22 protein-coding genes are annotated in these 25,642 nt (G+C 41.7%); 9 read left to right on the top strand and 13 right to left on the bottom strand.

The window, feature by feature from the left end:
* Positions 1-171: 171 nt before the first annotated feature.
* The 4 genes from CQ839_RS12570 (at position 172) to fabF (ending at position 3,606) form a co-directional block, all read left to right on the top strand.
* A complete protein-coding gene (locus CQ839_RS12570) occupies positions 172-741 on the top strand; it encodes a phycobiliprotein lyase (RefSeq protein WP_219817775.1) in 570 nt (189 codons plus the stop codon).
* A 221-nt stretch (positions 742-962) separates the two neighbouring features.
* A complete protein-coding gene (locus CQ839_RS12565) occupies positions 963-1,838 on the top strand; it encodes a glutaminase (RefSeq protein WP_103668622.1) in 876 nt (291 codons plus the stop codon).
* A gap of 193 nt (positions 1,839-2,031) precedes the next feature.
* The gene (acpP, locus tag CQ839_RS12560) at positions 2,032-2,268 is read left to right on the top strand and encodes an acyl carrier protein (RefSeq protein WP_103668621.1); all 237 of its coding nucleotides are present in this window, start codon (positions 2,032-2,034) and stop codon (positions 2,266-2,268) included.
* 84 nt (positions 2,269-2,352) lie between these two features.
* Positions 2,353-3,606: a beta-ketoacyl-ACP synthase II gene (fabF, locus tag CQ839_RS12555; protein ID WP_103668620.1), complete on the top strand. Its 1,254-nt coding sequence runs from the start codon at positions 2,353-2,355 to the stop codon at positions 3,604-3,606.
* A 205-nt stretch (positions 3,607-3,811) separates the two neighbouring features.
* Here the strand turns inward: fabF and CQ839_RS12550 are convergent, their stop codons facing one another.
* The gene (locus tag CQ839_RS12550; RefSeq protein WP_258040721.1) at positions 3,812-4,201 is read right to left on the bottom strand and encodes a Rieske (2Fe-2S) protein; all 390 of its coding nucleotides are present in this window, start codon (positions 4,199-4,201) and stop codon (positions 3,812-3,814) included.
* An 883-nt stretch (positions 4,202-5,084) separates the two neighbouring features.
* Here CQ839_RS12550 and CQ839_RS12545 point away from each other — a divergent pair.
* Positions 5,085-5,618 (top strand): hypothetical protein, encoded by a 534-nt coding sequence (locus CQ839_RS12545; RefSeq protein ID WP_103668619.1) that lies wholly within the window; start codon positions 5,085-5,087, stop codon positions 5,616-5,618.
* A 98-nt stretch (positions 5,619-5,716) separates the two neighbouring features.
* On the opposite strand, the gene purD is transcribed toward CQ839_RS12545, so the two are convergent.
* From purD to CQ839_RS12525, 4 genes are all read right to left on the bottom strand, one after another.
* The gene (gene purD, locus CQ839_RS12540; protein WP_103668618.1) at positions 5,717-6,988 is read right to left on the bottom strand and encodes a phosphoribosylamine--glycine ligase; all 1,272 of its coding nucleotides are present in this window, start codon (positions 6,986-6,988) and stop codon (positions 5,717-5,719) included.
* 252 nt (positions 6,989-7,240) lie between these two features.
* On the bottom strand, positions 7,241-7,858 hold the full coding sequence (locus CQ839_RS12535; RefSeq protein ID WP_103668617.1) for a chromophore lyase CpcT/CpeT: 618 nt from the start codon (positions 7,856-7,858) through the stop codon (positions 7,241-7,243).
* A 257-nt stretch (positions 7,859-8,115) separates the two neighbouring features.
* Positions 8,116-11,871, bottom strand: a complete 3,756-nt coding sequence (locus CQ839_RS12530) for a PAS domain S-box protein (RefSeq protein WP_103668616.1) — start codon at positions 11,869-11,871, stop codon at positions 8,116-8,118.
* Positions 11,872-11,932: 61 nt separating this feature from the next.
* Positions 11,933-13,165, bottom strand: a complete 1,233-nt coding sequence (locus CQ839_RS12525) for a dicarboxylate/amino acid:cation symporter (RefSeq protein ID WP_103668688.1) — start codon at positions 13,163-13,165, stop codon at positions 11,933-11,935.
* A gap of 188 nt (positions 13,166-13,353) precedes the next feature.
* Here CQ839_RS12525 and CQ839_RS12520 point away from each other — a divergent pair, with 188 nt between their 5' ends.
* Together CQ839_RS12520 and CQ839_RS12515 are read left to right on the top strand one after the other, a co-directional pair.
* Entirely contained in the window at positions 13,354-14,175 is an 822-nt protein-coding gene (locus CQ839_RS12520; protein WP_103668615.1) for a fumarylacetoacetate hydrolase family protein, read from the top strand.
* Between the two features lie 346 nt (positions 14,176-14,521).
* The gene (locus tag CQ839_RS12515; RefSeq protein ID WP_103668614.1) at positions 14,522-15,328 is read left to right on the top strand and encodes a COP23 domain-containing protein; all 807 of its coding nucleotides are present in this window, start codon (positions 14,522-14,524) and stop codon (positions 15,326-15,328) included.
* A gap of 51 nt (positions 15,329-15,379) precedes the next feature.
* Here CQ839_RS12515 and CQ839_RS12510 read toward each other — a convergent pair whose 3' ends face one another.
* Positions 15,380-16,582 (bottom strand): phosphoglycerate kinase, encoded by a 1,203-nt coding sequence (locus CQ839_RS12510; RefSeq protein WP_103668613.1) that lies wholly within the window; start codon positions 16,580-16,582, stop codon positions 15,380-15,382.
* Between the two features lie 390 nt (positions 16,583-16,972).
* Here CQ839_RS12510 and CQ839_RS12505 point away from each other — a divergent pair, with 390 nt between their 5' ends.
* On the top strand, positions 16,973-19,246 hold the full coding sequence (locus CQ839_RS12505; RefSeq protein ID WP_103668612.1) for a DUF1796 family putative cysteine peptidase: 2,274 nt from the start codon (positions 16,973-16,975) through the stop codon (positions 19,244-19,246).
* A gap of 104 nt (positions 19,247-19,350) precedes the next feature.
* Here CQ839_RS12505 and CQ839_RS12500 read toward each other — a convergent pair whose 3' ends face one another.
* From CQ839_RS12500 to CQ839_RS12470, 7 genes are all read right to left on the bottom strand, one after another.
* On the bottom strand, positions 19,351-20,193 hold the full coding sequence (locus CQ839_RS12500; protein ID WP_103668611.1) for an Rpn family recombination-promoting nuclease/putative transposase: 843 nt from the start codon (positions 20,191-20,193) through the stop codon (positions 19,351-19,353).
* Between the two features lie 300 nt (positions 20,194-20,493).
* Positions 20,494-21,690, bottom strand: a complete 1,197-nt coding sequence (locus tag CQ839_RS12495; protein WP_103668610.1) for an SMI1/KNR4 family protein — start codon at positions 21,688-21,690, stop codon at positions 20,494-20,496.
* 164 nt (positions 21,691-21,854) lie between these two features.
* Positions 21,855-22,277, bottom strand: a complete 423-nt coding sequence (locus tag CQ839_RS12490; protein ID WP_103668609.1) for a nuclear transport factor 2 family protein — start codon at positions 22,275-22,277, stop codon at positions 21,855-21,857.
* A gap of 36 nt (positions 22,278-22,313) precedes the next feature.
* The gene (locus CQ839_RS12485; protein WP_181016190.1) at positions 22,314-22,844 is read right to left on the bottom strand and encodes a protein tyrosine phosphatase family protein; all 531 of its coding nucleotides are present in this window, start codon (positions 22,842-22,844) and stop codon (positions 22,314-22,316) included.
* Positions 22,845-22,878: 34 nt separating this feature from the next.
* Positions 22,879-23,532, bottom strand: coding sequence for a cupin domain-containing protein (locus tag CQ839_RS12480; RefSeq protein ID WP_103668608.1), 654 nt, complete (start codon positions 23,530-23,532; stop codon positions 22,879-22,881).
* A gap of 2 nt (positions 23,533-23,534) precedes the next feature.
* Positions 23,535-24,128 (bottom strand): pyridoxamine 5'-phosphate oxidase family protein, encoded by a 594-nt coding sequence (locus tag CQ839_RS12475; RefSeq protein WP_103668607.1) that lies wholly within the window; start codon positions 24,126-24,128, stop codon positions 23,535-23,537.
* 4 nt (positions 24,129-24,132) lie between these two features.
* Positions 24,133-24,735, bottom strand: a complete 603-nt coding sequence (locus CQ839_RS12470; RefSeq protein WP_103668606.1) for a glutathione S-transferase family protein — start codon at positions 24,733-24,735, stop codon at positions 24,133-24,135.
* 252 nt (positions 24,736-24,987) lie between these two features.
* Between CQ839_RS12470 and CQ839_RS12465 the strand changes: the two genes are divergently transcribed.
* Entirely contained in the window at positions 24,988-25,539 is a 552-nt protein-coding gene (locus tag CQ839_RS12465) for a TetR/AcrR family transcriptional regulator (RefSeq protein ID WP_103668605.1), read from the top strand.
* Positions 25,540-25,642: the final 103 nt, after the last annotated feature.

Raw genomic sequence — 25,642 nt, 5'->3', positions numbered from 1 at the left:
AAAAGTGGTTCTTTATAGGTTTAAACAAAAATCTGGATTTCGCGATCGCAATTTACGCTAACTTTCTTTAAAGTAAACAATAACGAAGAATTTTTACAAGGCGCTGCAAAGCGTCTTGTAAAAATTATTGGATTTTATTTTTAAGGAGTTGCCTCAGTGCTTGTACCACCGATGACAATGATGGACTTCTTCACAAAAAGTGAAGGAGTTTGGTTTATTCACCGCACCGTACATCATTTCGATAGCGTCGCTGACGAATCTGGGGAGTCGAAGATTCATGTCAAGGTAGTCGCAAAAGACGATGATCGAGTCCAAAAAATCTGTGCATCGCAGAACGTTGACTTAGCGATCGCCTCTTGTGGTGCTAGTTTTATGTGGCAAGCTCATGAAGAGGGTGGGGCGGAGCCAAACCCTGACCACGCAGCAATTTTAGTAGATGTACCAGATGATGCGGTAGGGCGATCAGGCAAATTGTTGCGAAATCAAGGCTATGTCGAAAGAATCCCTGTAGTTAGTCGCTATTGGTTTGGTGATGATGGCATTTTGACTATTGATACTGAATATGACAATAATCAGGGGCAAGAACGTTGTTGGTTTATTACAGACGATTTTCGTGTGCGCGCGAGTACGGTACGTATGAATAACGGCGTTTATTTGATGACCTATTGTTCTGAGCGGCGCTGCGTTGGGGAGGCAGATTTAGAGGCAATGCTACAGAGAAACTTGGCAAGGCAAAACTAGGTTCAAAATTACAACTCAAAAGAGAGTTGCGAAGCAAAGTGTCACAACTCTCTTTTGAGTTGTAATTCTCGAAAGTGTAGTCACACTTTCGAGAATTGATATATAGTTGCAGTCACTTGTCTTAGGACAAATCAAAACCCAAGAATTGATTGGCGGCGCGAAGCGCCGCCAATCAATTCTTGGGTTTTATGTCCTAGTACGCTTGGCGACAGCTATAACTTATGGAAAAAGATCTTATGCGCGAAAATGATCTTCAACAATGGCTGAAATTAGCTCGACAAGAAGTAGCTAAAGGCAGCCTACCAAACTATATTCCCTTGCTGGCTCAGGCTGATCCACAGGCGATCGCGATCGCCATCCAAAAAGTTAACGGCGATCATCTGATGGCAGGTGACACAGAGTTAACTTTTCCGTTAATGAGCGTAATCAAGCCATTCTTGTTGCTTTACTTATTAGAGACAAAAGGTGCTGAACAGGTTTTTCAGTTGGTTGATCGCCAAGCAACATCGGAACCATTTAACGCTATTTCTAAAGGCAAACCCAAAAATTCGATGATTAATAGCGGCGCGATCGCCCTGTCATCCCTATTAGAATCTTGTGAAACATTACAAAATTGGCTCAATCAGCGATCATGCACAAATTTGACACTGGATCTAGAAATTTTAGCTTCAGTTCGATCAGTTGCTAATCGTCGTAATTTAGCGATCGCCGATCAACTTAAAAATCTAGGCATAATTTCTAATCCTAGGAAAGCTCTTGCGGTTTATGAAGAAATTTGTTGTTTGCGAGGTAATGTGCAAGATCTCGCAAAAATTGGCACTTTGTTAGTTTATGCGCAGCGATCTTCTAGTATTCCAATCGTATTGGAAGTTATGACCGAATGCGGCATGTATGAATCATCAGCAGAATTTGCTCAGGATATAGGAGTTCCCTCAAAGTCAAGTATTAGCGGCGCTTTACTATCGATTATTCCTGATCAAGCAGCGATCTCCTGTTATAGTCCTGCGCTTGATGCAACTGGTAATTCAGTCTCAGGACTATTTTTAATCCGAAAAATTAAAAACTATGTTTTAGGATTAGGGCGCGAAGAGTCGTAAACCCAAGATCTGTGCCTCCCGCTTAGCGGGAGGCACAGATCTTGGGTTTACGTTTAGTGAAAGTCAGCCGAAATATTTGATTAAAAATTGAATTTTTCGATAGTTATTTGCGATCGTGTATATACAGCTACCTTTATCCGATAAAATTAAAAACGCTAAAAAGTTTTATTGGTTGTAAGCAGAGAATAAGTAAATGAGTACCTTTGAGCAAGTTCAAGACATCGTTGCATCCCAATTAGGCGTTGATAAAGCCGAAGTTAAGCCTGAAGCTAGCTTTGCGAACGACCTTGGCGCTGACTCTCTCGATACTGTCGAATTAGTTATGGCATTGGAAGAAAAATTCGGCGTTGAAATCCCCGACGAAGACGCAGAAAAAATTGCCACCGTGCAGAACGCCGTTGATTACATTGACAGTAAACAAGCTGCTTAAGCAATTGTTTTAGATAAAAGCTTTGTTGCTCAGCGACAAAGCTTTTCTGTTCTTAAAATTTTTGACATACTGATTCCAAACGAAATGCAAAACCCTCAGCCCCTCTCTCGCGTCGTTGTCACTGGACTAGGTGCAATCACACCGATCGGTAACACGGTCGAAGAATACTGGCAAGGTCTAGTCGATGGCAAAAACGGAATTACGGAAATTACTCGCTTTGATACAACCGATCATGAATGTCGAGTTGGCGGTGAAGTAAAAGGTTTCGATCCACTTGCCTATGTCCCAGCCAAAGAAGCGCGCCGTATGGATCGCTTTGCTCAGTTTGGTGTGAGCGCCAGTATCCAAGCATTACGCGATGCTAATCTGGAAATAACGCCGCTTAATGCACCTCAGATAGGTGTTTTGCTAGGTACTGGGATTGGTGGATTGCAGGTACTCGAAGATCAGCATGAAATTATTCGCACCAAAGGTCCAAGCCGTTGCAGTCCATTTATGATCCCGATGATGATCGGCAATATGGCAGCTGGCTTGACCGCAATTCATACTGGTGCGCAGGGACCCAACTCTTGTACAGTCACTGCTTGTGCGGCTGGCTCTAATGCGATCGGTGATGCATTTCGTTTAGTCCAAAGTGGCTTTGCTCAAGCGATGATCTGTGGTGGTACTGAGGCAGCGATTACACCGCTCGGCTTTGCAGGTTTTGCCTCAGCAAGAGCAATGTCTCGCCGAAATGACGATCCTGCCCATGCTTCTCGTCCCTTTGACAAAGATCGCGATGGTTTTGTGATGGGTGAAGGCGCAGGTATCTTGATCATTGAAAATCTAGAACATGCTCTAGCGCGTGGAGCAAAAATCTATGCTGAAATCGTTGGCTATGGCTGCACCTGTGATGCTTACCATATGACATCACCTTCACCTAATGGTGAAGGTGCAGTAAGAGCAATGACTCTCGCCCTAAATGATGGCGATATTACCCCTGAGATGGTGGACTATATCAACGCTCATGGTACTAGTACTTCAGCAAATGATAGTACTGAGACTAAGGCTATCAAAAAAGTTTTAGGCGATCATGCCTACAAAGTTGCAGTTAGTTCTACTAAGTCGATGACGGGACATTTACTTGGCGGTTCGGGCGGTATTGAGGCAGTAGCAACAGTTTTAGCTGTGCAAAATAATATTGCTCCACCAACGATGAACTTAGAAAATCCTGATCCTGACTGTGATCTCGACTATGTGCCTAACAAGTCCCGTCCGATGACGATTAATGTGGCGACCTCTAACTCCTTTGGGTTTGGCGGTCATAACGTTACGTTAGTTTTCAAAAAATACCAATAGCCCGATCACCAAAAAAGCTTCCGCGCGAAGCGCGGAAGCTTTTTTGTTTTTTGTTATGCGTCGATAAATAGTTTTCTGTAGGGTGCGTTAGCCAAAGCGTACCGCACCTTCTAGTGTTGGAGAGTGCGTTACGCTTTGCTAACGCACCCTACAGAAGAATTTTGGTAAAAAGAGAGTTGCGGCGCGAAGCGCCGCAACTCTCTTTTTATGCGTCGATAAATAGATCTGAGCCTTCTTGGGTGACGGTGAAGCTTTTCACGTCAGTAGAAGTTTTGCCCATGGCAATCATTTTTTTTGCGACATCAGGTAAGGGAATACCAACAAAGGAATCCACCCATTCAGTATTTTTGCCAGTACAAATTTCAAACTTAGAACCATGGAAGGGACAAGTAATTACACCATTTTCAAATTTGCCTTTGGCTAAAGGCAATCCAAAGTGAGGACATTTATTTGCGATCGCACAATATTTATCACCAACTTTGGCGACGATTACAGCCTGTCCATTAGCTTTGGTTTTCAGGACTTTATCAGAAACGACATCGGCAGTAGAAGCAATTTTGACTTTAGCCATTTGTTTTGCGGGATTATAGTTCATGCACAAAAAACTATATCACAAGCCTTGTTTGTCCTTGAATCATGATGAATTTTGACAAAATCAACCGCTAAAAGTAAGTGGTGTCACAAAACGCCACCACTTACTTTTGGTGGATTGGCAGTTACTCAGCTAGATTCTGAAATTATTGTCAGCTAGAGATTAAGACTCAAAATAGTAAAGGCAGCGCGAAGAACCGCCTTTACTATTTTGGGTTTTGATTTGTCGGTACTAACTCAATAAGTAGTACGGTAGCAATGATGAAGTTAGTGCCGACTATAGAAGTTTTACTTTTGTCAGAAAATGCTAGAAAAAAAGATCAGACTTTTTCCGTTCCAAGAACTTGTTTGTTAATGCCTTGATTGATGTCATCAAACATCATAATTTTTATCGTTAAAAACAAGTTAGAGCTAGATTAAAAAAACATGTTAGCCCCTGAGAACCTTGCTAATAAATGTTTTTGAGGTTTACATCTATACATTTATCATAGATAACCAGTTTAAATAAACTGTGCTAACTTATCTGTGTCAACAGAAACATCATACAAAATATTTTGTTTTCTACGTTGTTATCTGTATTGATTTTTGGGTTAATCTCTAAAACTTTTTGGCGAGTCTAACGGATGGGTGTTGAGCAATTATGAATTGAGTAATAAGTTCTAATATTTGGATTGAAAAATGACTTGGGAAAAGTATTGGTAAATGTGTTGAGTACAAACTATGAGTTTGTTTACCTGATTAGATGGAGATTTAATTAGAAAGTTCCCACTTCATGTCAAGACTTAGAATCAAAAATTAGAATGATTATATTATTTAAAATATTTTGACTCGCTATTTTTTAGAGAGATTATCTAAATACAAATAATTAGTGAACTGTGAGGAAAAAGATGACTATTGAAGACGCACTCAATATCGTGGATTTTGTTTTGGGAAATAAGAGCCTTAGTACAATTCAAGAGGCTATTTTTCGTCAGACTTGGGAGGGTAAAACCTATTCAGAGATTGCTGAAAAAGCTGGTTATGATGCTGCTTATATTCGTGATGTTGGCTATAAATTATGGCAATTACTATCAGAAGCTTTTGGCGATCGCGTAACTAAAAATAATTTACAAGTGGTTTTGCGTCGCTATTGCAACCGATCTGTTAATGCTAATTCCAATACCACTGGAAATTATCAATCTACGACTAATTCTCAGATGATTTCAACCATTCCATCACCTGTAAATTTGCCTGTTTCTACAGAGTCATTTAGTCAAGAGATTAGTAATGGTGCTTCTAAGCTTTTGCAGTTGTTAGCAAGGGTTCTGACTGAACCTATTGGCGATCGCCCAATTAATCACCATTGGCAGCAAATTCACGACTCAAATACCGACTCTTCGTTGAAATTAACGATTACAGTCAATCTCAGCATGGCAGATTAATAACCTCACCCCTAGCCCCTCTCCTTGCAAAGGAGAGGGGAATGAGAGAAATATTGCGCCCGTTCTCCTTACAAAGGAGAACGGGTTGGGGGATGAGTTTAAATTGCTTTGCTAGCAATATCCTTGCGGTAGTACATGCCATCATAAGCAACAAACTCAATGGCGTTGTATACATTAGCGATTGCATTTTTAATATCATCGCCCAAAGCCGTCACCCCAAGCACTCGACCACCATTGGTCACTAAAGCATTATTTTTGAGTTTCGTTCCTGACTGAAACACAAAAGCCCCCAAATCTTCGGCTTTGCCGATACCTGTAATAAACTGCCCAGTCTCTACCTTGTCTGGATAGCCACCTGCTGCCATGACGACACATACAGACGATTGCTTTTTCCATTTAAGTGGTGGAAAATTAGCTAGGTTACCTTCGACGCAAGCCATGAGCAAATCATCAAGATTGTTGTCGAGCAATGGCAATACAGCTTGGGTTTCAGGATCGCCTAATCGGCAGTTAAACTCGACAACTTTTGGCTCACCTTCGGGAGTAATCATTAACCCCGCATAGAGGCAACCACGATAGTCAATGCCTCTAGCATTCAAAGCTGCGATCGTAGGTTCTAAAACTTGGGTCTGCACTTTTGCCATCAACTCAGGCGTTGCGATCGGGGCAGGAGCGTAAGCTCCCATCCCACCTGTATTAGGCCCAGTATCACCATCGCCGAGCCGCTTATGATCTTGAGCAGGGCTTAGTGGGCGAATGGTTTTGCCATCGGTGACTGCGAGAACAGAGACTTCTTGCCCAGTCATAAACTCTTCGATTACCACGGTTTCACCTGCGGAGCCGAACTGTCCCGCAAAAATGCGATCAATTGCTTCGGTGGCTTCTTCCAGCGTCATGGCTACAGTGACTCCCTTGCCGCTTGCCAAACCATCTGCTTTGATCACGATTGGTGCACCCTTCTCTTTTATATAAGCTTGTGCGGCTTCGAGACTTGTGAAAGTGGCACTGGCGGCGGTAGGGATATTAGCTTCTTGCATAAGAGCCTTTGCCCATGACTTGCTAGCTTCAATCTGTGCGCCTTCTTGGGTCGGACCAAAGATTAATGCTTCAGCCGCTTGAAAATAATCAACAATGCCAAGTGCTAGCGGCAGTTCGGGCCCAACAATTGTAAAACCAACTCCCTGTACTTGAGCAAACCTTAAAATCCCTTCAAAATCATCAATGCTGAGGGAAACGTTCTGACAGCTTGACATGGCTGCTGTACCGCCGTTTCCTGGTATGCAAAAGACGCGATCAATATTGGGAGATTGCAGAAGCTTCCAAGCTAGGGCGTGTTCTCTACCGCCACTGCCAACTACGAGGACTTTCAAATTACACCTATAATACTCACACTAATTTTGCTTTCTCAACTACAGTGCTTTGCTCTAACGCCAAGCCCAAATAATTCTCTAAAAGACGAACTAAGTCAGAGCTTTAATGAATTATTTTGGCTTGACTCATTTGCAAAACATGAGAAAACTCCAAATGACCAAATTTCCAAGAAATTATGTACTGCTAACGCAGGACTATAAATCCGAATAATATTAATCATTCAGACATCAATTATACCTGAGGAGTAGCTCTTAAGGAGTAGATCCTATGGTAATTTCGTTGCTAAAGCTTGTCTTTTTCACAAACTGGAAAGCTCCTGCGATCGAACCCCATACTCTCTCATCGGTTATTAGATCATAGCCACGATCAAGGCTGCTATATGTGTTTTCCGTAACTTCAAACTCAATCGCGAGATAGGTATCGACACCTTTACGATTAACGCAACATTTTTTTCCTGGCTCGACCGCACCTTTGAATATTTGGTGATCAACACGATCCACCCATTGGGTACAGCCTTCTAGCTGCTCGATCGCATCGATATCAAGCGCTTGAAGCCGATCGCGATCGCGACTAGCACCAAAGAAAGTTTCCGCATTTTTGAGGCGATAGTTGATCATTTCAATGCGATCGTTTTGAAAAATCAGATGTAAAACTGCCGTGCGATAGGGGTGGTTTAGCTCGTAGTCGTATGCTTGCTCTAGAAATAGCCATACGCCGTCTTCGGTAATGGGATTTGGTAACGCGCGAATGCCAACGCGAATATGGGCAAAAAATGGCGGATTATCGATCGCTTGTTCCCAGTTACTATGATCACCTGCTAGCCATTGAGCAAGGGTATACACATCGTTAGGATTTGTAATTACTGTCATGGATTAATAAATTAACTAAGCTAAATAAGTAAAATTAGATCAAATTAAATCAAATTAAATATTTAATTTCGCATCGCTTTGCTAGCAAAGCGGCATATATAGAAATCCTACCTCCCTTCGCAGTGAAAAATCAAAAGCCAAAAGAGCAATGACAGCGTGAAACGCTGTCATTGCTCTTTTGGCTTTTACTTAGCCTGTGGCGCTGAGGCTCCTAATATCAGTTTTATAATTAAAATCAACAATAAAGTATTGGCAATTTATGAATTGCCAATACTTATCGAAGAAACTATACGCATAATTTCTGGGATATTAATCGGTTTGCTGACATAATCATTCATCCCAACATCAAAACAAGCTTGACGATCTTCGGGCATCACATCGGCAGTCATAGCAACAATCGGCACTTGGCTCATTAATTCAGTGCGAATAATCTTTGTGGCGGTTATACCATCCATTTTTGGCATTTGCAAATCCATAAGGATCAGATCGTAGACATTATTTTGCAAAGCTTGCAAAGCCTCGAATCCATCGTTAGCAATATAATTGATTTGATAACCTAGTTTTTTCAGTAGTGAACTAGCAACCATTTGATTAGCTATATTATCTTCTACTAAGAGAATCCTTAAAGGAAATTCCTCAGCAAATTTTTTGTCGATCGCAGTTTCCCTAATTGTTGATTCAAAAGGTTCATAGATTGTTTGACTAGTTAAGACTTCAATCTCAAAGTAAAATGTTGAACCTTGAGTATCGAGCAAAGGCTTCCAGTCTTCGGGGGGATTACCACCAATTCGACCAAAGCTCTCTACCCAGATTCTGCCATTCATTAACTCGACTAGTCGTTTGCAGATCGCCAGTCCTAATCCAGTACCACCATATTTCCGATTAATGGAGGCATCAGCTTGGGTAAATGGCTGGAATAGTCTGTCAATGAGCTCGCATTTGATACCAACACCTGTATCAGAAATCGCAAATTTTAGTTGATATTTCTTCCTGACCCTTTGTTCTTCTGCCAGAAAAATAGATGAGGCAGAATCTTGATCCTCCTCTTCCTCATCTAGAGGCTTTCCGCTAACTGAAATAAAAACTTGACCACTTTGAGTGAATTTAACAGCATTAGAGACAAGATTTAGTAATATCTGGCGCAAACGAGCGTAGTCTCCAATCACTATAGGTATCTCAGTCGCAATCTCATATTGGAGATCAATTTGCTTTGCGATCGCTTGACAATTTAGAAGATGAGAAACTCTACTTACAACATCCTCTAACTTGAAATCCCATTTTTCTATTTCTAACATGCCTGATTCGATTTTAGATAGATCAAGAATATCGTTGATAATGGTTAGAAGAGATTCACTACTATCCTTAATCGTTTTTACAAAATCGGCTTGTTCTTCTGTAAGAGTTGTAGTTTCTAGAAGTTGTGTCATTCCCATCACGCCATTCATAGGAGTACGGATTTCATGACTCATATTTGCTAAAAATGCACTTTTTGCCCTAGTGGCTTCTTCTGCGGTTGCTTTAGCTTTGGCTAGGACGAGTTCTGTTTGCTTGCGGACTGTGATATCCACTACCCGCGCCAGACTAAAACTTTGTTCTCCAAAAGTAATTCTCTTAAGAGAAAGATATCCCCAAAATTTACGCCCCTTACGAGTAACATATTCTACTTCTAAGTCGCAAAAGCCTTTTTGGTTGACTTCTTGATCAATCTGATCAAGTTCTTGTCTTGTAAACTGACGTTTGTGGAGAGTTTGACCTACAATGTTAAGCAGATCATTTTTACAATCTCCTTCAAATAGTTTTATGGCTTGCTGATTGCAGTCTATTACGAGTGAAGTCTCGCTATCGACTAAGAACAACGCATCAGCGGACTCATTAAAGATTAATTCTCGTAAATCGCGGCTGTGGGCTAGCTCTTTTTCTAACTGTTTGCGATCGCTAATATCTACAATGATAGAGATCACTTGATTGGTACTTCCTTCTATCAGAGCGCCACTAACCAAGACCGTGCGCCGATTACCATCTTTGTGGATATAATCTTTCTCAAAGGTTTGTACCCATCCGTAGGCAAGCAAGTGGGCGACAGCCGCCGCATCGACATCTCTGTAGTCAGATGGAGTGATTGAATCCCATCGCAGATTTCCAGTCAGCAGATCCGTACGGTCGTAACCGATTATTTGGAGGAATGCATCATTTGCCTCGCTGATCTCACCTGTTAGAGTTGTCATGATAATACCAACCATGCCAGAATCCTTGATTCGCTGAAACCTTGACTCACTTTGCCGTAGAGCAATTTCAACTTGTTTGAGATCGCTAACATCTGTAATCGTGCCAACCAGTTTAATCACTTTCCCTTCTTCATCGCAGATCGCCTCGCCTCGGCTAATGATGTAGCAAATTGAACCGTCAGGGCGGATAATACCATGTTCTATTGTGTAAGGTGTCCCGTGGGAGATCGCCTCTTCTACAGCTTTCCGAAGATTGGGTCGATCATTGGGTGGTACGATATCGAAAAAGTTTGGATAACTCGGTAATGGTACATTTGGATCAAATCCCAAGATGCGAAACTGTTCGGCAGACCAAGTATTTTTGCCAGTTGCCACATCAAACTCCCAACTTCCCACATGAGAGATGCGTTGTGCTTCTGTTAATGCAGCCGTTTTTTCCGCAACCTGTTTTTCTAAATCTAGCTCATAATTTAAGCGCATTTGATCAGCATCATTCAGATCGATTATCATTTGATGCAAAGCTTCTTTCAAGATTTGTACTTCAGTAATGCTCGTATCTGGCATTGTTTGTTCTAGACGATTTTCAGAGAAAGACTTGGCAGTTTGGGTGAGATGAAACAGCGATCGCGAAATGCGTCGAGATGTCCAAATGCCGATACCAATGGAAGTTGCTAGAGATAATCCACATAATAGAATCGTTCGATAAACATTCTTCTGTATTTCCGACATAAAGTCAGATTCAGGGAACGTCGTCACAACGAGCCAGTCTAATCCGTATTCGTCCTGATAGGGAGTGATCTGCACAAAATGGCGGGCTCCCGATATAGTCAAACTTAATTGTTTAGATTCCTTGAGATTGTTAAAATCACCAAATTTCTGACGAAGCTGTCTAGACACTTCCTTCGTCAGATTATCTTGACTTTCTGAAGAGAGGATTCGAGAAAAATTTTTGTCTGCTTGTCTTATGCCTGAAGCTTCAGTAGCAAGTGATGTCGCCACTAGATCTCCTGATCTCTCAATGACAAATACTTGTCCCGTAGGAGTGAACTTTAACTGCGTAAGAAATAGACTAATATCAGACAGAAAATAGTTGCTAGAGAAAAATCCAGATAGTCTTCCCGCGACATCATAGACAGGTGCAACTGCTACTGTTTGTAATAATGGAAGAACTCGTGCTAAAGATACTGGAGTCCATGCTTGCTTACCAATATCTTTAGCTTGCCTATACCAACTAACAGTGCGAAAGTCATCATCGAATTGTAAAAATAGTTGAAGCGGTTTGCCTTGGGAGTCAGTTGAATAGTATCGACGCTGGTTGGGAACAATTTTGTAAAAAAAAATAGAGCCAAGGGAAATATTCTTTCCTGTGGCTGTTTCTGCAAGTTTCCGAAATTCTTCAGAGCTAATTCGCAGATAGCCAATCCCATTCCCATCCTCGCTTGAATAAATATTGGTGGGCAGTGATGGGTTTAATAGCATCTGCTGCCAAAGTTGCTGTCTTAATTTTTCTTGATCATTAATATTGAGCGTTCCCTGTTTGACCGCCAAGTCATTAGCGGCGACAACCTGCTGTGAAATTTGTAAATAACTATTGAGGCGATCGCTAATTCGTTCTGAAGTTTGCCTCAATAGTTGGCTAGCCAAATTCTCGATCGCTTGCTGACCACTCTGGTAAGACAGATAGCCAACCAGTCCCACCGTACCCACAATTATCGCCACAAATGGGAAAATTAGCACTGAGCTAAGTGGAATACTTGTGAATGGCGATCGCTTGCGAGAAATGCTCATTTAGACGTTTTTTAAGTAACTATTATACAGAAATATATTTGTTCTCAACTGCGTTTTGTTTTCATCCAATTGGTGTTTGCTCGACATCAGGTACTTGTTCAACTTCCCAATGACTGAGAATAATGGCATTTACGCTGTTCCCAATAATATTAACGACAGTTTTAAATCCATCGGTGAGGCGATCAATGCCTGCAACTAAGGCGATCGCTTCTAAGGGTAATCCTGAAGCTGATAGCACAGTTGCCATAGTGATCAGTGCTGAGCCTGGAACGCCAGGAGTGCTAAATGAAACTAACAGACTACTAACTGCGATCGCAGTTAGTAGAGAAGGCGTTAAGGGGACTTGATAGATTTGAGCAACAAATAGAGCGTTAAATCCTTGTAAAATTGCTGCGCCGTCACGTTTGAGCGCAGTACCTAGAGGAATTGCAAAACTAGCTATTTCTTCGCGCAAGCCATAGTTCTCTTGAATATTTTGTAATACCACGGGCAAAGCTGCATTGGAACTAGCTGTGCCAAAGGCTAAAGCGATCGCTTCTGAAAGACTACGCAAAAATCTTATAGGTTCAGCTTTGAGCGTAAACAGAGCTAACATATCCAAGCAAATCATGATCGAAGAAGCCATTACTAAGCCCAAAACATAGAGGAACAATTTTGCTACTAGTTCTAATCCTTGGGTGGCGATTGTGGAACTCATTAGAGCAAATACTCCCAAAGGCGCAACATACAAAATTATGGATAAAGTCTTTTCACTTATGTGATAGATACTTTCAATCAATTCCACAAAAGGTTTTGCTTTCTCTTTAGCAAGTTGAACACCTATCCCCAATAGAACTGCCGAAAAAATAATTTGTAATAGATTACCAGTACTGAGAGCTTCTAATGGATTTACAGGAATCAAGCTAACTAGCCAGGATATTAGAGATGGCGTTTCAGCAATGCTAATATTCTCAGATACTGAGAAGCCCGTCAGTCCACTGCCAGGCTGTAAAAAATAGGCAGTACTCATACCCACACTGAGGGCAATTGAACTGGTAATCAGATAACTGGTCATTAGCTTAACTGTATATCTGCCGACTTGTCCAGCACCTTGGATTCTGGTTAATCCCATAATTAACGAAGAAAAGACAATGGGAACAACTACAAACTGAATAAGCCTTAAAAAAGATTCGCCAACTGGAGCTAAAAAACTTTGATTGATTAGTTCAATATTCTCGGGAAAAGTTGTATTTAATAAAGTTCCAAATGCAACACCAAAGGCAAGCGAAACGAGAATAAAAGTAGATAGATTCATATTCCAAATTGCTAATGTAAAAGCCGCCATAAAAAACTTACAGCCGTATAGATCAAACTAACTTAGCTAGATAAATAAGAAAGTCCAAAATGAACTGCCTTTCCTTCCTGTGTTTATGATAGTGATTACTATATAATCAAGTCTGCTAGGTTGCCTCTCTTAATATTTTTAGATACAAACAAGATGCTATGGCGGATCGTTATGTTCGCGTGAAAACTTCCCAAGGGGAAGTCTGTTACGGACTGTTAGAGTTAAATCAATCTATAAAGCTACTCAGTACAGCTCCTTGGCTGGGAGGCGAGCCAAATGGGGATGTACTTGCGCCAGACACCTATCAACTTTTAGCTCCTTGTGAGCCGAGTAAGATTGTGGCTGTGGGTAAAAACTATTCTGCACATGCTGCCGAAATGGGTGGAGAAGTGCCCAAAGAGCCAATTATATTTTTAAAGCCCACTACTACGATAATAGCTCCTGAATCGAAAATAGCCTTACCGCCACAGTCTAAACGGGTAGAATATGAAGGTGAGTTAGCCTTGGTGATTGGTTCACATTGTTTTAATCTCACCCCCAAACAAGCGATCGCAGCCATTTGGGGCTACACGATCGCTAACGATGTGACAGCGAGAGATTTACAAAGAAGTGATAGCCAATGGACTAGAGGGAAAGGCTTTGACACTTTTTGCCCTTTGGGACCTTGGATTGTCCGCGAAATCAGTCCTACCGCCATGCTACAAACCTTTGTAAATGATACTAAAAAGCCTTTTCAATCAGCCTCAATTGAGGAGATGGTTTTCTCCCCAGACTATATCGTGTCCTACATTAGCCAAATCATGACTTTACTGCCTGGGGATATTATTCTCACGGGTACGCCTGAGGGTGTGGGGCAAATGCAAGAAGGCGATCGCATTTATGTCGAAATCGAGGGTATTGGTAAATTGCATAATACTGTAATCTTGCGATCTCCTTTGCCAACTGAGGAAGAACCTGAAGAAAGTGAAATTAATGACTAATTACAAAGCAAAAATTGCTTTGTGGCAAAAGCTGATTGACTGACAGATCTCTGTAGGGGGCAGGTTTAGTAGATCTGTGTTTGTTTTACAGCAAAGCTTTTAGCAAAACCTGCCCCTACAGTTAAATGCGGATTTCAACAGTTTTGTCAGTCAATCAGGTCAAAAGACTCTGCCTTGTAAATTTCTAGTGGGAACATATTTTGTGAAACTTTGGTCATAAATCTATAGCAAGATCTATAAGATAAAATTAGGCGCAAGGTCATAGGCGTAAACACACAAGCGTCACAAAGTATATCTGGGGGGAATTTCTGATTTGTTTACTTATCCTCACACACCCACTAATCCTATGAATTACTCAACCCAAAATTTACCAAAATTTTTAAAAAAGCAGCTTGGCTACTTATCGGCGATCGCGTTAGGTTTCCCCCTATTAGCAAGTCCCAGCCTCGCTCAGATTATCCCTGTCGAAACAACCCCTAGCTCAAATCCTTCGACTCTTCCCTCTGAAAATCCCAACGATAAAGCCGCCAATCCCACTGACAACAAAACGGCTCGTTTTAGCTGCCAGTCCCGCGATGGTCAATATATTGTCGTTTATCAACCTAAGAGCCAACCCCAAAAATATTTTCCTTGGGCTGCCCCCAGCACGATGGGCGATGGTTGGTCACCTGAAAAGCGCTGTAACGAAATCAGCCGTCGTTTGGAGTCATACCGTCCCGATGGTCTGCTGGAAATGAAAACCAGTACTGAAAATGGATACAACGTGATCTGCGCTACCACCGATAAAAATTCTGCTTGTCGGATTGTTTTGACTGTGCCAAATGGACAAGATCCGATCGCCACTCGCGATCGCGTATTTGGCAATCTTGCTACTGCTGATAGTGGCCAAGCAACTACAGCCGTAAATACCTATCGCGGACGCGATCGCTCTTTAAATGACATCACTGGTGATCTTGGTTTAGGCATTGATCTTAAAGGAATTAATGGTGTCCTTGGCTCAGTATTATCACCAAGTCGTCCTGTATCCAATGTGCGTAGTGGCAACTTGTACTTGAAGCCATTCCTTGATCCTAGTGATGGTGGTACTGGTGCAAGCATAAACAATAGTGGCTTTACTGGTGGCAGAAAGCTTAACCCTGATAATTTTCGTTAAAAAAAGAGGGGCGCATCGCGCCCCTCTTTTTTTAATTATGCCGAGTACTTATTAAGCTTCGTTCAAAGCAGCGATACCAGGTAAGATTTTGCCTTCAAGCAATTCTAAACTTGCACCACCACCAGTTGAGATGTGGCTCATTTTGTCAGCAACACCAACCTTCTCAACCGCAGCTACTGAGTCGCCGCCGCCGATGATGGTGATTGTGCCAGTGGCAGTAAGATCAGCAAGAGTATGTGCGATCGCTTCAGTACCAACAGCAAACTTATCAAACTCGAATACACCCATTGGGCCATTCCAGATTGCAGATTTGCATTCGGCAAGCGCAGCTTGGAATACCTTTACGGAGTCAGGCCCAATATCCAAGCCCATCCAACCATCAGGGATATTGTCAATGCTAACGGTTTGAGCATTAGCATCAGGCTTGAAGTTATCAGCAACAACAACATCAGTTGGGAGCAAGAACTTTACACCACGTTCTGCGGCTTTCTTTTCAAGGGCGCGAGCCAAGTCTAGCTTATCTTCTTCAACGAGAGACTTACCAACGCTCAAGCCACGAGCTTTGTAAAAGGTAAAGATCATGCCGCCGCCGAGCAACAAATAATCAACCTTATCGAGCAAAGTTTCGATTACGCCGATCTTGCTAGAGACCTTAGAGCCACCAACGATCGCAGCCAGAGGACGCTTAGGATTGTCGATCGCACCGCTCAAGTATTGCAATTCCTTATCAAGCAAGAAACCAGCAACTGAGGTGCTGATGTACTTGGTTACACCTTCAGTTGAAGCATGGGCGCGGTGAGCAGTACCAAAAGCATCATTTACATAAATGTCTGCCAAAGATGCTAATTTTTTTGCAAATTCAGGATCGTTCTTTTCTTCTTCAGGGTAAAAACGCACATTCTCTAACAAAGCGACATCGCCGTTGTTGAGAGCATTAACTTGAGCCGCAACTTCATCTCCGATGCAATCATCGGTTTTTACAACTGGCTTGCCAAGCAACTCAGATAAACGAACTGCTACAGGATTAAGGCGAAGGCTTTCTGTAACACCCTTGGGTCTGCCGAAGTGACTAGCGAGAATTACACGAGCACCAGCTTCGGTGAGGTACTTAATAGTTGGCAATGCTGCACGAATACGAGTATCGTCGGTGATTTTGCCAGTTTCGTCTTGAGGAACGTTAAAATCAACTCTTACTAAAACTTTTTTACCTGCTAATTCCGCAGCAGTCAAACTTGCAAGACTTTTCTTTGCCATAAATTTTTATACTTGTAGTATATAAAGTTGCTTTTTTACAATGTCTTAATAATTTTACCGAATTCCGTCCAGTTTAAAACCCAAAAAATACGAGGTAGCTACTTATAATTTGCTTTGCAATTCAATAACGATCTTTTTCGATTACTAGCTGTAGTTTCTAAAACAGACTTCAAGTCCAACTTAATGCTAAGTTCAAAAATAGTTCAAGTTTAAGGCGATCGCTAAAAATGCTAACGGTTGTTATACCAATTCATAAAAATGTGATGACACTTTTGTGAATTAAAAACCAAACCCAGTAAGGGTTTTAAAAGCACAAAATGGCATAGCCATTTCGTGCTTCGGTATTAGTTGGCGGAACTAATCAGTCCCTATCCACAAAAGACATAATCTATGTATCGATTTCAGGTAAAAGCACCCACTCAAAATGGGGAAATGATTGGTATCGTCGGCTCGATTTCTCAATTTGGATCATGGGACATCAAAAAATATTTACCTCTGCGGACATCAGGCGATCGCTACCCAATTTGGTGGGTCGATGTGGAAATTGATCCGCTCACCTTGCCTGATGCTGAAGAGAAAATTGAATATAAGTATGTGCGAATTGATGCTAATGGGAAAGCTCAATGGGAATGCGAAAAAGAAACCAATCGCTGGGTTCCCATTGAGATAGAACACATTGGCTCCAAAACTTCGACAATCATTGTTGATGATCTTTCATTTGGATATGTCCACCCATTCCCCTATGGATATTTAGAAAATGCGATCGCCTCAGAGCCAGAGACAAAACCAGAAACACATTCACAAAATGGGCTCAAAGTATTAGTTCTCGGCAGTTCTGTGGCTATGGGTTGTAGTGCTTGGTTGCTAAAGGGTTGGGCAAATCAACTAGGGCAAGTCCTAAAGGAAAAATTTGGTCATCAATTGGTAAACCGTTCCCAATTGGGTGCAAATGTCACCAGTACAATTGAACGCTTCGCTTCAGTCGTTGTACCTGAGAAACCAGATCTGGTAATTATTTCGCTATCTTTAGGAAACGAAGGTTTAGCCTACTGTCGTCCCCACGATCGCCGTGCAGTCCAACGTCGTTATGAAAGCGGATTACAGCAACTGATTAAAATGACCCAAGATTTGGGCGCAATACCAGTAATTGGCGGTCTATACCCCAATGGAGACTACAACCCTGAACACAACTGGCTTTTGCGTGATACCCACCATCGGATGTTGCGTTGGGGCGTTCCTATTCTCGACTGGCTAGATGCTTTGGATGATGGCGATGGAGGCTGGAAATCTGGTATATCTCTGGATATCGCGCACCCTAATACCGCAGGACACAAACTAATGTTTGAGGCGATCAATCTCGATATTTTTCAGATTGATCGTGAGCGACGATCACAAGAACAAGCCATCAAATCCCATAGCAGTACCACCGAAATTGCTATCTATGTCGATAAATATGGATTTCAAGTATTTGCTAACCCCGAAGCTCAGACTTTGCGAATCATTAACAATTCTGAATATGATTACAACATCACTTCAACTTGGAAGGAATTGCAAGAAGCCCTGAAACGCAAAGCTGATTTAACTTTTGGTACGTCGTATATCGCTAAAAATGATGAGCTAGGCACAGTTCCGTTGCTTTCAGTTGGGTTTAATGGATCAATTGAGAACACAGTTAAAATTCCGATTGGAGTCGATCTGCAATATTGCTCAGCCCTCAAGTTTTTTGCTCCTCAAAATGCAGAAATCCTTTACTATGATGGTCATCTAGGAATTCTTAAGGAAGGCGATCGCACAATTCGGATTATCAATGAATCTGAGGAAGAATATAACATCCATCCGATGTGGAAAGAAATTCGGGCGGCGTTAGCTGCTATGCCTGCGGGAGTTTATCACGATCCTGCAAATCCAGAAGCACCATTTCGGACAATGATGATTGGCGAGCAAGGTTTAGAGAGTCGCGTCAAAGCACCTGTCAAATCGACAATGTTGCTCAAATACAAATGTAAACTATCAGAAATTAATCGCATTGCCATTTTGCCGTTAGGCGATCGCTGTGCTGCGAGAATGCTCCTGTACAAGATGGAATATGATGGGCCAGCATTTCCCTTTGATTTAGCACGTTCCACTAATCTCGGTGATGTAACTGATATGGTGGTTAACGATTTTAAAGATCTATGGAACCCTGCATATCTCCACTACAACGCTACTGATAATCGCATTTATCACTCTAAATGGTCTGGTCTATCCTTTGGGCATGAAGTCGAAGATACGGATGATCCTGCAAATAATATGCAGCCTGTTCATGAAAGAATGCGTGTTCGCTATTCGGCGCGGGCAAAGAGGTTTTTATACACGCTCGAACATTGTGATGAAGTATTATTTGTACGTACTGGTGTAACTAATCGCGACTATGTGCTAGACCTAATCGAGAAGCTAACGATTAAATGCAAGGGCAAACCATTCCGAGTGCTGCTTATTTCCAAGCAAACATCTGATGAGTTTAGAGACATCCCAAATCTACTGCATTACGATCTCCACTTCAGTCCCGATTGGATGTATGACAGCCAAGACTATTGGATGGAATGTACTAAAACTATGAAGGAGATTCTCGAATCTCTTGGCATCTCTAGTCAAAATCTATTTTGGTGTCCACCTAATCCTTAAACGAAAAATGCCGCGCTCAGCGCGGCTTTACAGAAAAAATCTAGTGGCAATTCAGAAATTGTCCGTGATGAGTTCAACTTTTAGTTCACCAGATTACTCTGCTATTAAGATTTAGGCGATCGCTTTGTTTTTGCTGATTTCTGAGGCTTGGGCTGTTTTGCAGACAGTTTTTGGAGCTTTTGCACTTCTTTGAGGCTTAGTCCCGTGAATTGGGCAACTAAATCCCCAGAAATGTTTGAGCGCATCATGTTTATAGCGATTTGCCGTGCAGTTTCAGCTTTGCCCTTGGCTAGACCTTTAGCTTCACCTTCGGCTATACCCTCACGCAAGATTTCTTGATAAATTACTGATTCTTTCATGATTTCGCTCCTTAAAAGTCTTTGGATGATTTCTTTATTTAGGGCTATACCCGATATTATAGCGGTCGATGCGGCTACGTTGCTTTGTACTTGTTTATCAGTAATTTGTTCGATTTGTCTGGCAACTTGTCTTAAGGTTTCTTCGGGGTTGTTGGTTTGTGAGAGGGTGGCAAAGGGGAATAGTCCTTGGTATTGCTGAAATATTTCTGTGGGCTGCTCCCAAATTCTGATTACGTTAAATTGATGGCTTAGTCCGCCAAGGTTAAATGTGGTTTTGTAAACAAGGTTTGATTCGCTGGGTGTGAGGTAAATCACGACTTGATAGATTTCCCTGTCTGGAAATTGACGATGCAATCTCAACAGGTAATCGGTCATGCGGAAGGGAATGTTTTTGTTGGGGTCGGTTTGGAACTCTATGTGGAGGATCATTCTTAATGATTTCAGGAATATAACTGAATCAGCCCGAATTGGTTCGACTGAGAGTTCGGATGGTTCGAGTTTTGTGAATGCAATCGCTTCTCCTAATAGCCAACTGGCAAAGTCGGTGGGGAAGGTTTCTGCTAAGAATTTACAAATGTTGTCGATCATTGCGGGATTTTATCATCTCAAGGGTGATTGAGAACGACTCAATCTATAGCTCAAAAGATCGCTCACAAGTTTGAGAAAATCGCTTGCTTGTTTGGATGGAGATCTCTGGGATAATAGAATAGGTTCTAAATAGATTTATTTGGTGCGTTTCATTTCATGAACGCACCCTACGCTAATATTTTGGTGTCCACCTAATCCCTAAATAAAAGGCGGTGCAAAGCACCGTCTTTCAGTTTAAGCCCAAAATAAAGATTAGAAAACTTCTATTCTAGGTCGCACTCCTCATTTTGGTTCTGCCAGTTATTTGAGTTGTTTTGTGACGATTTCCCAGTCTATTTCCTTATATATTTGTAATATCTGGCTAACTACTTCTTCATCTAATACTAGCCAAGCTAAAACTGCTGCATCAAAACTAACATTCGATTGATTATAATATTCTATTTCCTCGATAATTTTTGCTGTCTGTCTTAATGTTTCTTGTTTGTCGGGAGTATTAGATAAGACAGCTAATGGTGTTAGTACATGGCTTGTTAAGAACAAATCTGTTGGCTGCTCCCATAACCGAATTACCTCGAAATCATGTTTTATATTAGATGCCTCATAGCTGGTTAGGTGTACTAATGGAGAGTTAGTTGGTTTCAAATAAATGACAACTTGCCTTATGTTTTTATCAGGAAATTGAGTGGAAAGCCGTAAATAATCATTAAAGAATTGAATGGGAATATTTGGATCAAGACGGGTTTTTACCTCAATTTGAAGAATTGTATCTTCCGTCTTTAAAATTAGTAAATCAAGCTTAGTTGCTGCTGCCCATGTTTCTTCTGAATCAGCGCAAGTAAGGGCTTGGGAGCTTCCTAAAAGCCAATTAGCAAACTCTACAGGATGATTCGTTACAAGCCTTGTGACTGTGAAGTCAGACGATACTCCACGGGATAATAAAGGAGAGAATCTGGGTTGAAACATTTCGTCGGGATAAGTGTATTTACTCATAACGCCAGTAAATGGCAGATTTTTCAAAGCAATATCTTTAATAAATGTATAGAAACTTCTGCCCACTATTTCTATCTCTCCACCTTCGCACTCAAAGCACTCTAAATTGGTCATGTAGATATCATAATTAGAATCGGTGCAGTTTTCAGTAGCCAAGTTCCATAGAAAGACTTCGCTATTACCAGTACTGCCAAAAAACAAAGCATTTTTAAGTAATTTAGTAATTTGCACAGCTTTGTCAACAGGAAAATCTGAAAGCTTTTTTAAGTTTTCCAAGTACTCAAATATTTCTGATCTCAAAATGGGAGATCTTTCAATCTCAGGAGGACAATCTATTCTAATCTCATTACCAAAAAATCCCGAACCAAATACTTGACAGAATTCTTTGTATTCCTTTGGGAAAGACATATTATTATCTTTCTCAAATTCTTGTAAGTCTTCTAAACTCATCACGTTTAGAACGCCTTCAAATTGAATGCTTTTCAAAAGTTCGTACCACTTTTCCATTCTACATACCCAATCAATCTAAATATCTAGCACGATTATACTGCAACCCACTCCTAGCATCCAACTCTTGCATCATATAGCAATAGCTAAATATCCAAAGCAGTAGAGAAGTGTTACACAACACTTCTCTACTGCTTTGGGTTTAAGCAAAAAACTCTACATATCTAACGTTCCCAGCGAAATTTGCGATCGCTTTCTTGGATAGCCAGATTGTTAATACTAGCAAAGCGCCGCATCATCAAACCATTTTCGGCAAACTCCCAATTTTCATTGCCATAGGCACGATACCAAGAGCCAGATTCATCATGATATTCATACTCAAATCGCACCGCAATCCGATTATCCATAAAGCACCAGAGTTCTTTTCTCAATCGATAATCAAGTTCTTTCTCCCATTTACGCTTGAGGAATTCTCTAATCTCATCGCGTCCATTTACAAATTCATTGCGATTGCGCCATTCGGAGTCTTCGGTATAGGCAAGGGCAACGCGATCGGGATTGCGAGTATTCCAAGCATCTTCGGCAGCTTGGATTTTGGCTTTAGCAGTTTCTAGGGTAAATGGTGGCAGTGGTGGTTTAGTTTCCATGATGTTTAAGATTTAGGTAATAGTTAATTAGAGGCGTTAATTAGAGGCGATCGCAGTTTCAATGAAGTTTTGCCAAGTAGCGTTGGGTTCCCAGACGGTTGTCATGGTCGCACGAGCCTCTGACATAGGGACTCCTAGCTTCAAGTAACGATAGAGATACATAAACGCTGATACGCGCATATTCATCGCACAATGGACAAAAATTGGTTGGTCTTTATAATTTTCCATTACATCGCAAAACTGGTTAAAGTCTGCCATTGTAGGATTATCCCAAACCACGGGGATGTTGATATAATCCATTCCCAAATTAGTTGCGATCGCCTGTTCCTCTGGCAGAGCATTGGACGCAGTTGGCGGTGCTAAATTGAGAATAGTCTTATAGCCAGCTTGACTAATTAATTCCAGCTCTGCGGCAGTTGGTTGACCGCTTGTGGCTAACTTGGTCGAGATATATCGATAGTTCAGAATATCTTCGATCCCTTTTTTAGGACTAAGACGCGATCGCATTATCTGCCATGTCGAGCGACCATATAGAACAATGTTAGAAAAAATACTTTGGGTCTTCATATTTTTAAAAGCAGTGACAAGCATAGAAAATAGATTAGCTCAGATGTCCAACTTTGACGTAAATCAGACAACCTGAATTGCTAAACGGAGTATGCCGACTACCACTAGGATTCCGCAACCAAGTACCCTTGGGATAAGCGCCAAACTCATCCTCAAAGACTCCATCAACGACAAAGATTTCTTCGCCGCCTAAATGCATATGAGGCTGGAATTGAGTACCCGCATCCCATTTAACTAGAGCGACATTTTCGGTTCCATAGCTATGCAGGGGCATTACTTGTAATCCCTTGACTAAGCCATTAGCCCAAGGCGTTTGCTTCGTAGCGATCGCAACTCGTTGTTGGTCATCAGGATGCATTTGCCAAAGCTTAACTAAAATCGTGCAACCCTCTTTGCTAAAAGGCGTATGGGTTGACCCAACAGGATTCCGAATATAAGTTCCCGTAGGATAATCACCATACTCATCGGAGAAAATGCCTTCTAAGACCAAAAACTCTTCGCCGCCGCCGTGGGTATGCGCGGAGAAATGACTGTTTGGAGCATAGCGCACGACTGATGTTGCTCTAGCCACTTCTTCGCCATCCCGTTCGAGCATTTGGCGCTGGACACCAACCATAGGAGAATCCACCCAATCAAGGGATTCACTCTCAATGACAACGCGCTGACTCAAATCTGCATGAAGTTTCATAATTATGAGTTTTTAGTCTCGGCTAGAAGTTGCTCTAATTCACTAATTCTAACTTGCATTGCTTCTACCTCTGCTTGTGAATAGCGAATAGGAATATGTTGCGGACAGTTCCAATCACAGCCTTCGATTTCAAAGACGATCGCACGTTCTACAGTAGCTGCATAGTCAGCATCTTGGACTTGAGCAAGGATTACAGGATCATCTTCCACAATCCTTGCACGACCGAGGATTTTCAAACGGCGGCGGTTCCGATAATCCATTAAAAACAGAAATGTTTTATCATTTTCCGAAAGGTTGCCTACAGAGATATACTGCACATTGCCACGATAATCAGCAAAGCCCAAAGTCTTCTCATCAAGAACCTTTAAAAATCCTGCCTTACCGCCACGAAACTGAATATATGGATAGCCATTGGAAGTAACAGTACCGAGATAAAATCCTTCCATACTCGCGATAAACTGAGCGATATCGGGAGTAACCGTATTATTGTCAGCACCTTTCTCCACAAAGCGCTCGTAGTTCTCACGGGAACCCATTTTTTCTTGCATTGCTTTCACTGCTGGAGTGAATGCGATCGTGCCAAATTGTCTGGGCATAGGTTTAAGCTCCTAACATTGGTACATAGCCATCAAGTTTCTGAAATCGCTCCATCCAACTCAAAACATGAGAGTAAGCATCAAGTTCAATTTTGCCATCCTTGGCTAATGAAATATAGGGATAGATAGCAACATCGGCAATGGTAGGGCGATCGCACTCTAACCAAGTTCTAGTACTCAAATGTTGGTCAAGTTGCTTGAGAATGAAATGAGATTTTTCAGTGGCGCTTTCAATATTGATCTTCGTGCCTGCTCCAAATAGATAGAATAGTCTTGAGTTCCCTAGTCCTTGACGTACTTCACCTGCAGCCGTTGACAACCAACGAACTACTTGCGCCATTGGTAATGCATCAGTAGGTAGCCATTGTTCGTCGCTATACTTTCTCGCTAAATAAACCAAAATCGCTTGAGAATCAGCAATTTGAGTCTCATCATCGACTAGTAAAGGAACTTGACCAAAAGGATTCTTTGCCAAATACTCTGGTGATTTATGTTCGCCTTTCATTAGATCGACCCTGACCCATTCATACTCAAGATTGAGCAATGACAACATCAAACATACTTTGTAGCTGTTCCCAGAGATTTCGTGACCATATAGCTTAATCATTAATTTGCCTATTTTTTTGGTGAGGAGCAAAGTTAAATTTACTGTACCGTCCGCTCGGTATATTGATACTGTACTGTTCGGTCGGTATAATGTCAATAAAGACTTTGCTATAAAATAAAAACCAATTTTTGGTGGCGCGGCAAAGACGCGCCACCAAAAATTGGTTCCTAAATTGCAGAACTATAAGTAAATATTGCTATATCCCAAGAGGATTGATGGCGCTTCGCGCCATCAATCCTCTGATAAAAATCTATGTCTAGACAAACCCATGTACCAACTTTGCTCAAGCTGTTTCGTCAGTTTGGTTATGAGGGTGTAACCCTTTCCAAAATTTCACAAGAGACGGGCTTGGGGAAAGCTAGTCTCTATCACCATTTCCCTAGAGGCAAGGCAGAAATGGCGGAGACAGCTCTTACGCATGTCAACAATTGGCTAGAGACGAGCATTTTGGAAATCCTCGATCGTCCCGAACCACCGATCGCTAAATTTAAGTCCATGAGTGAGGAAGTGGGCAAATTTTTTAATGAGGGACAAAATTCTTGCCTCTGGGCAGTTTTGGTGATGCAGCAGTCGAGTGATGATTTGTTTCACGCAGAGATTCGTGGTGCTTTTTCGCTATGGATTGAGGCGATCACAAAGGTTCTAGTCACCGCAGGATTAGATGAAAAATTGGCAAAGGAGCGCGGCGAAGATGCGATGATTTGTATGCAAGGAGCTTTGATTTTGTCGCATGGTTTGAGAGATTTCGCCCCGTTTCAGCGAGTCCTTGAACAGTTACCACAACAACTCTGTCGAGATATTTAAATATTGGGCTGAGCGAAGTAATCAAAATCCCATAAGGGTTTTGCAATTTTTTAGCGGATTTTCAACCGATGGTGATTAGGATAACTAGAACGCAAGGCGCTAT

It is taken from the genome of Pseudanabaena sp. BC1403 (assembly GCF_002914585.1).
Classification (GTDB): domain Bacteria; phylum Cyanobacteriota; class Cyanobacteriia; order Pseudanabaenales; family Pseudanabaenaceae; genus Pseudanabaena.
Note: the sequence above shows the minus strand (reverse complement) of the source record. Positions and strands in the feature narration are given on the sequence as shown.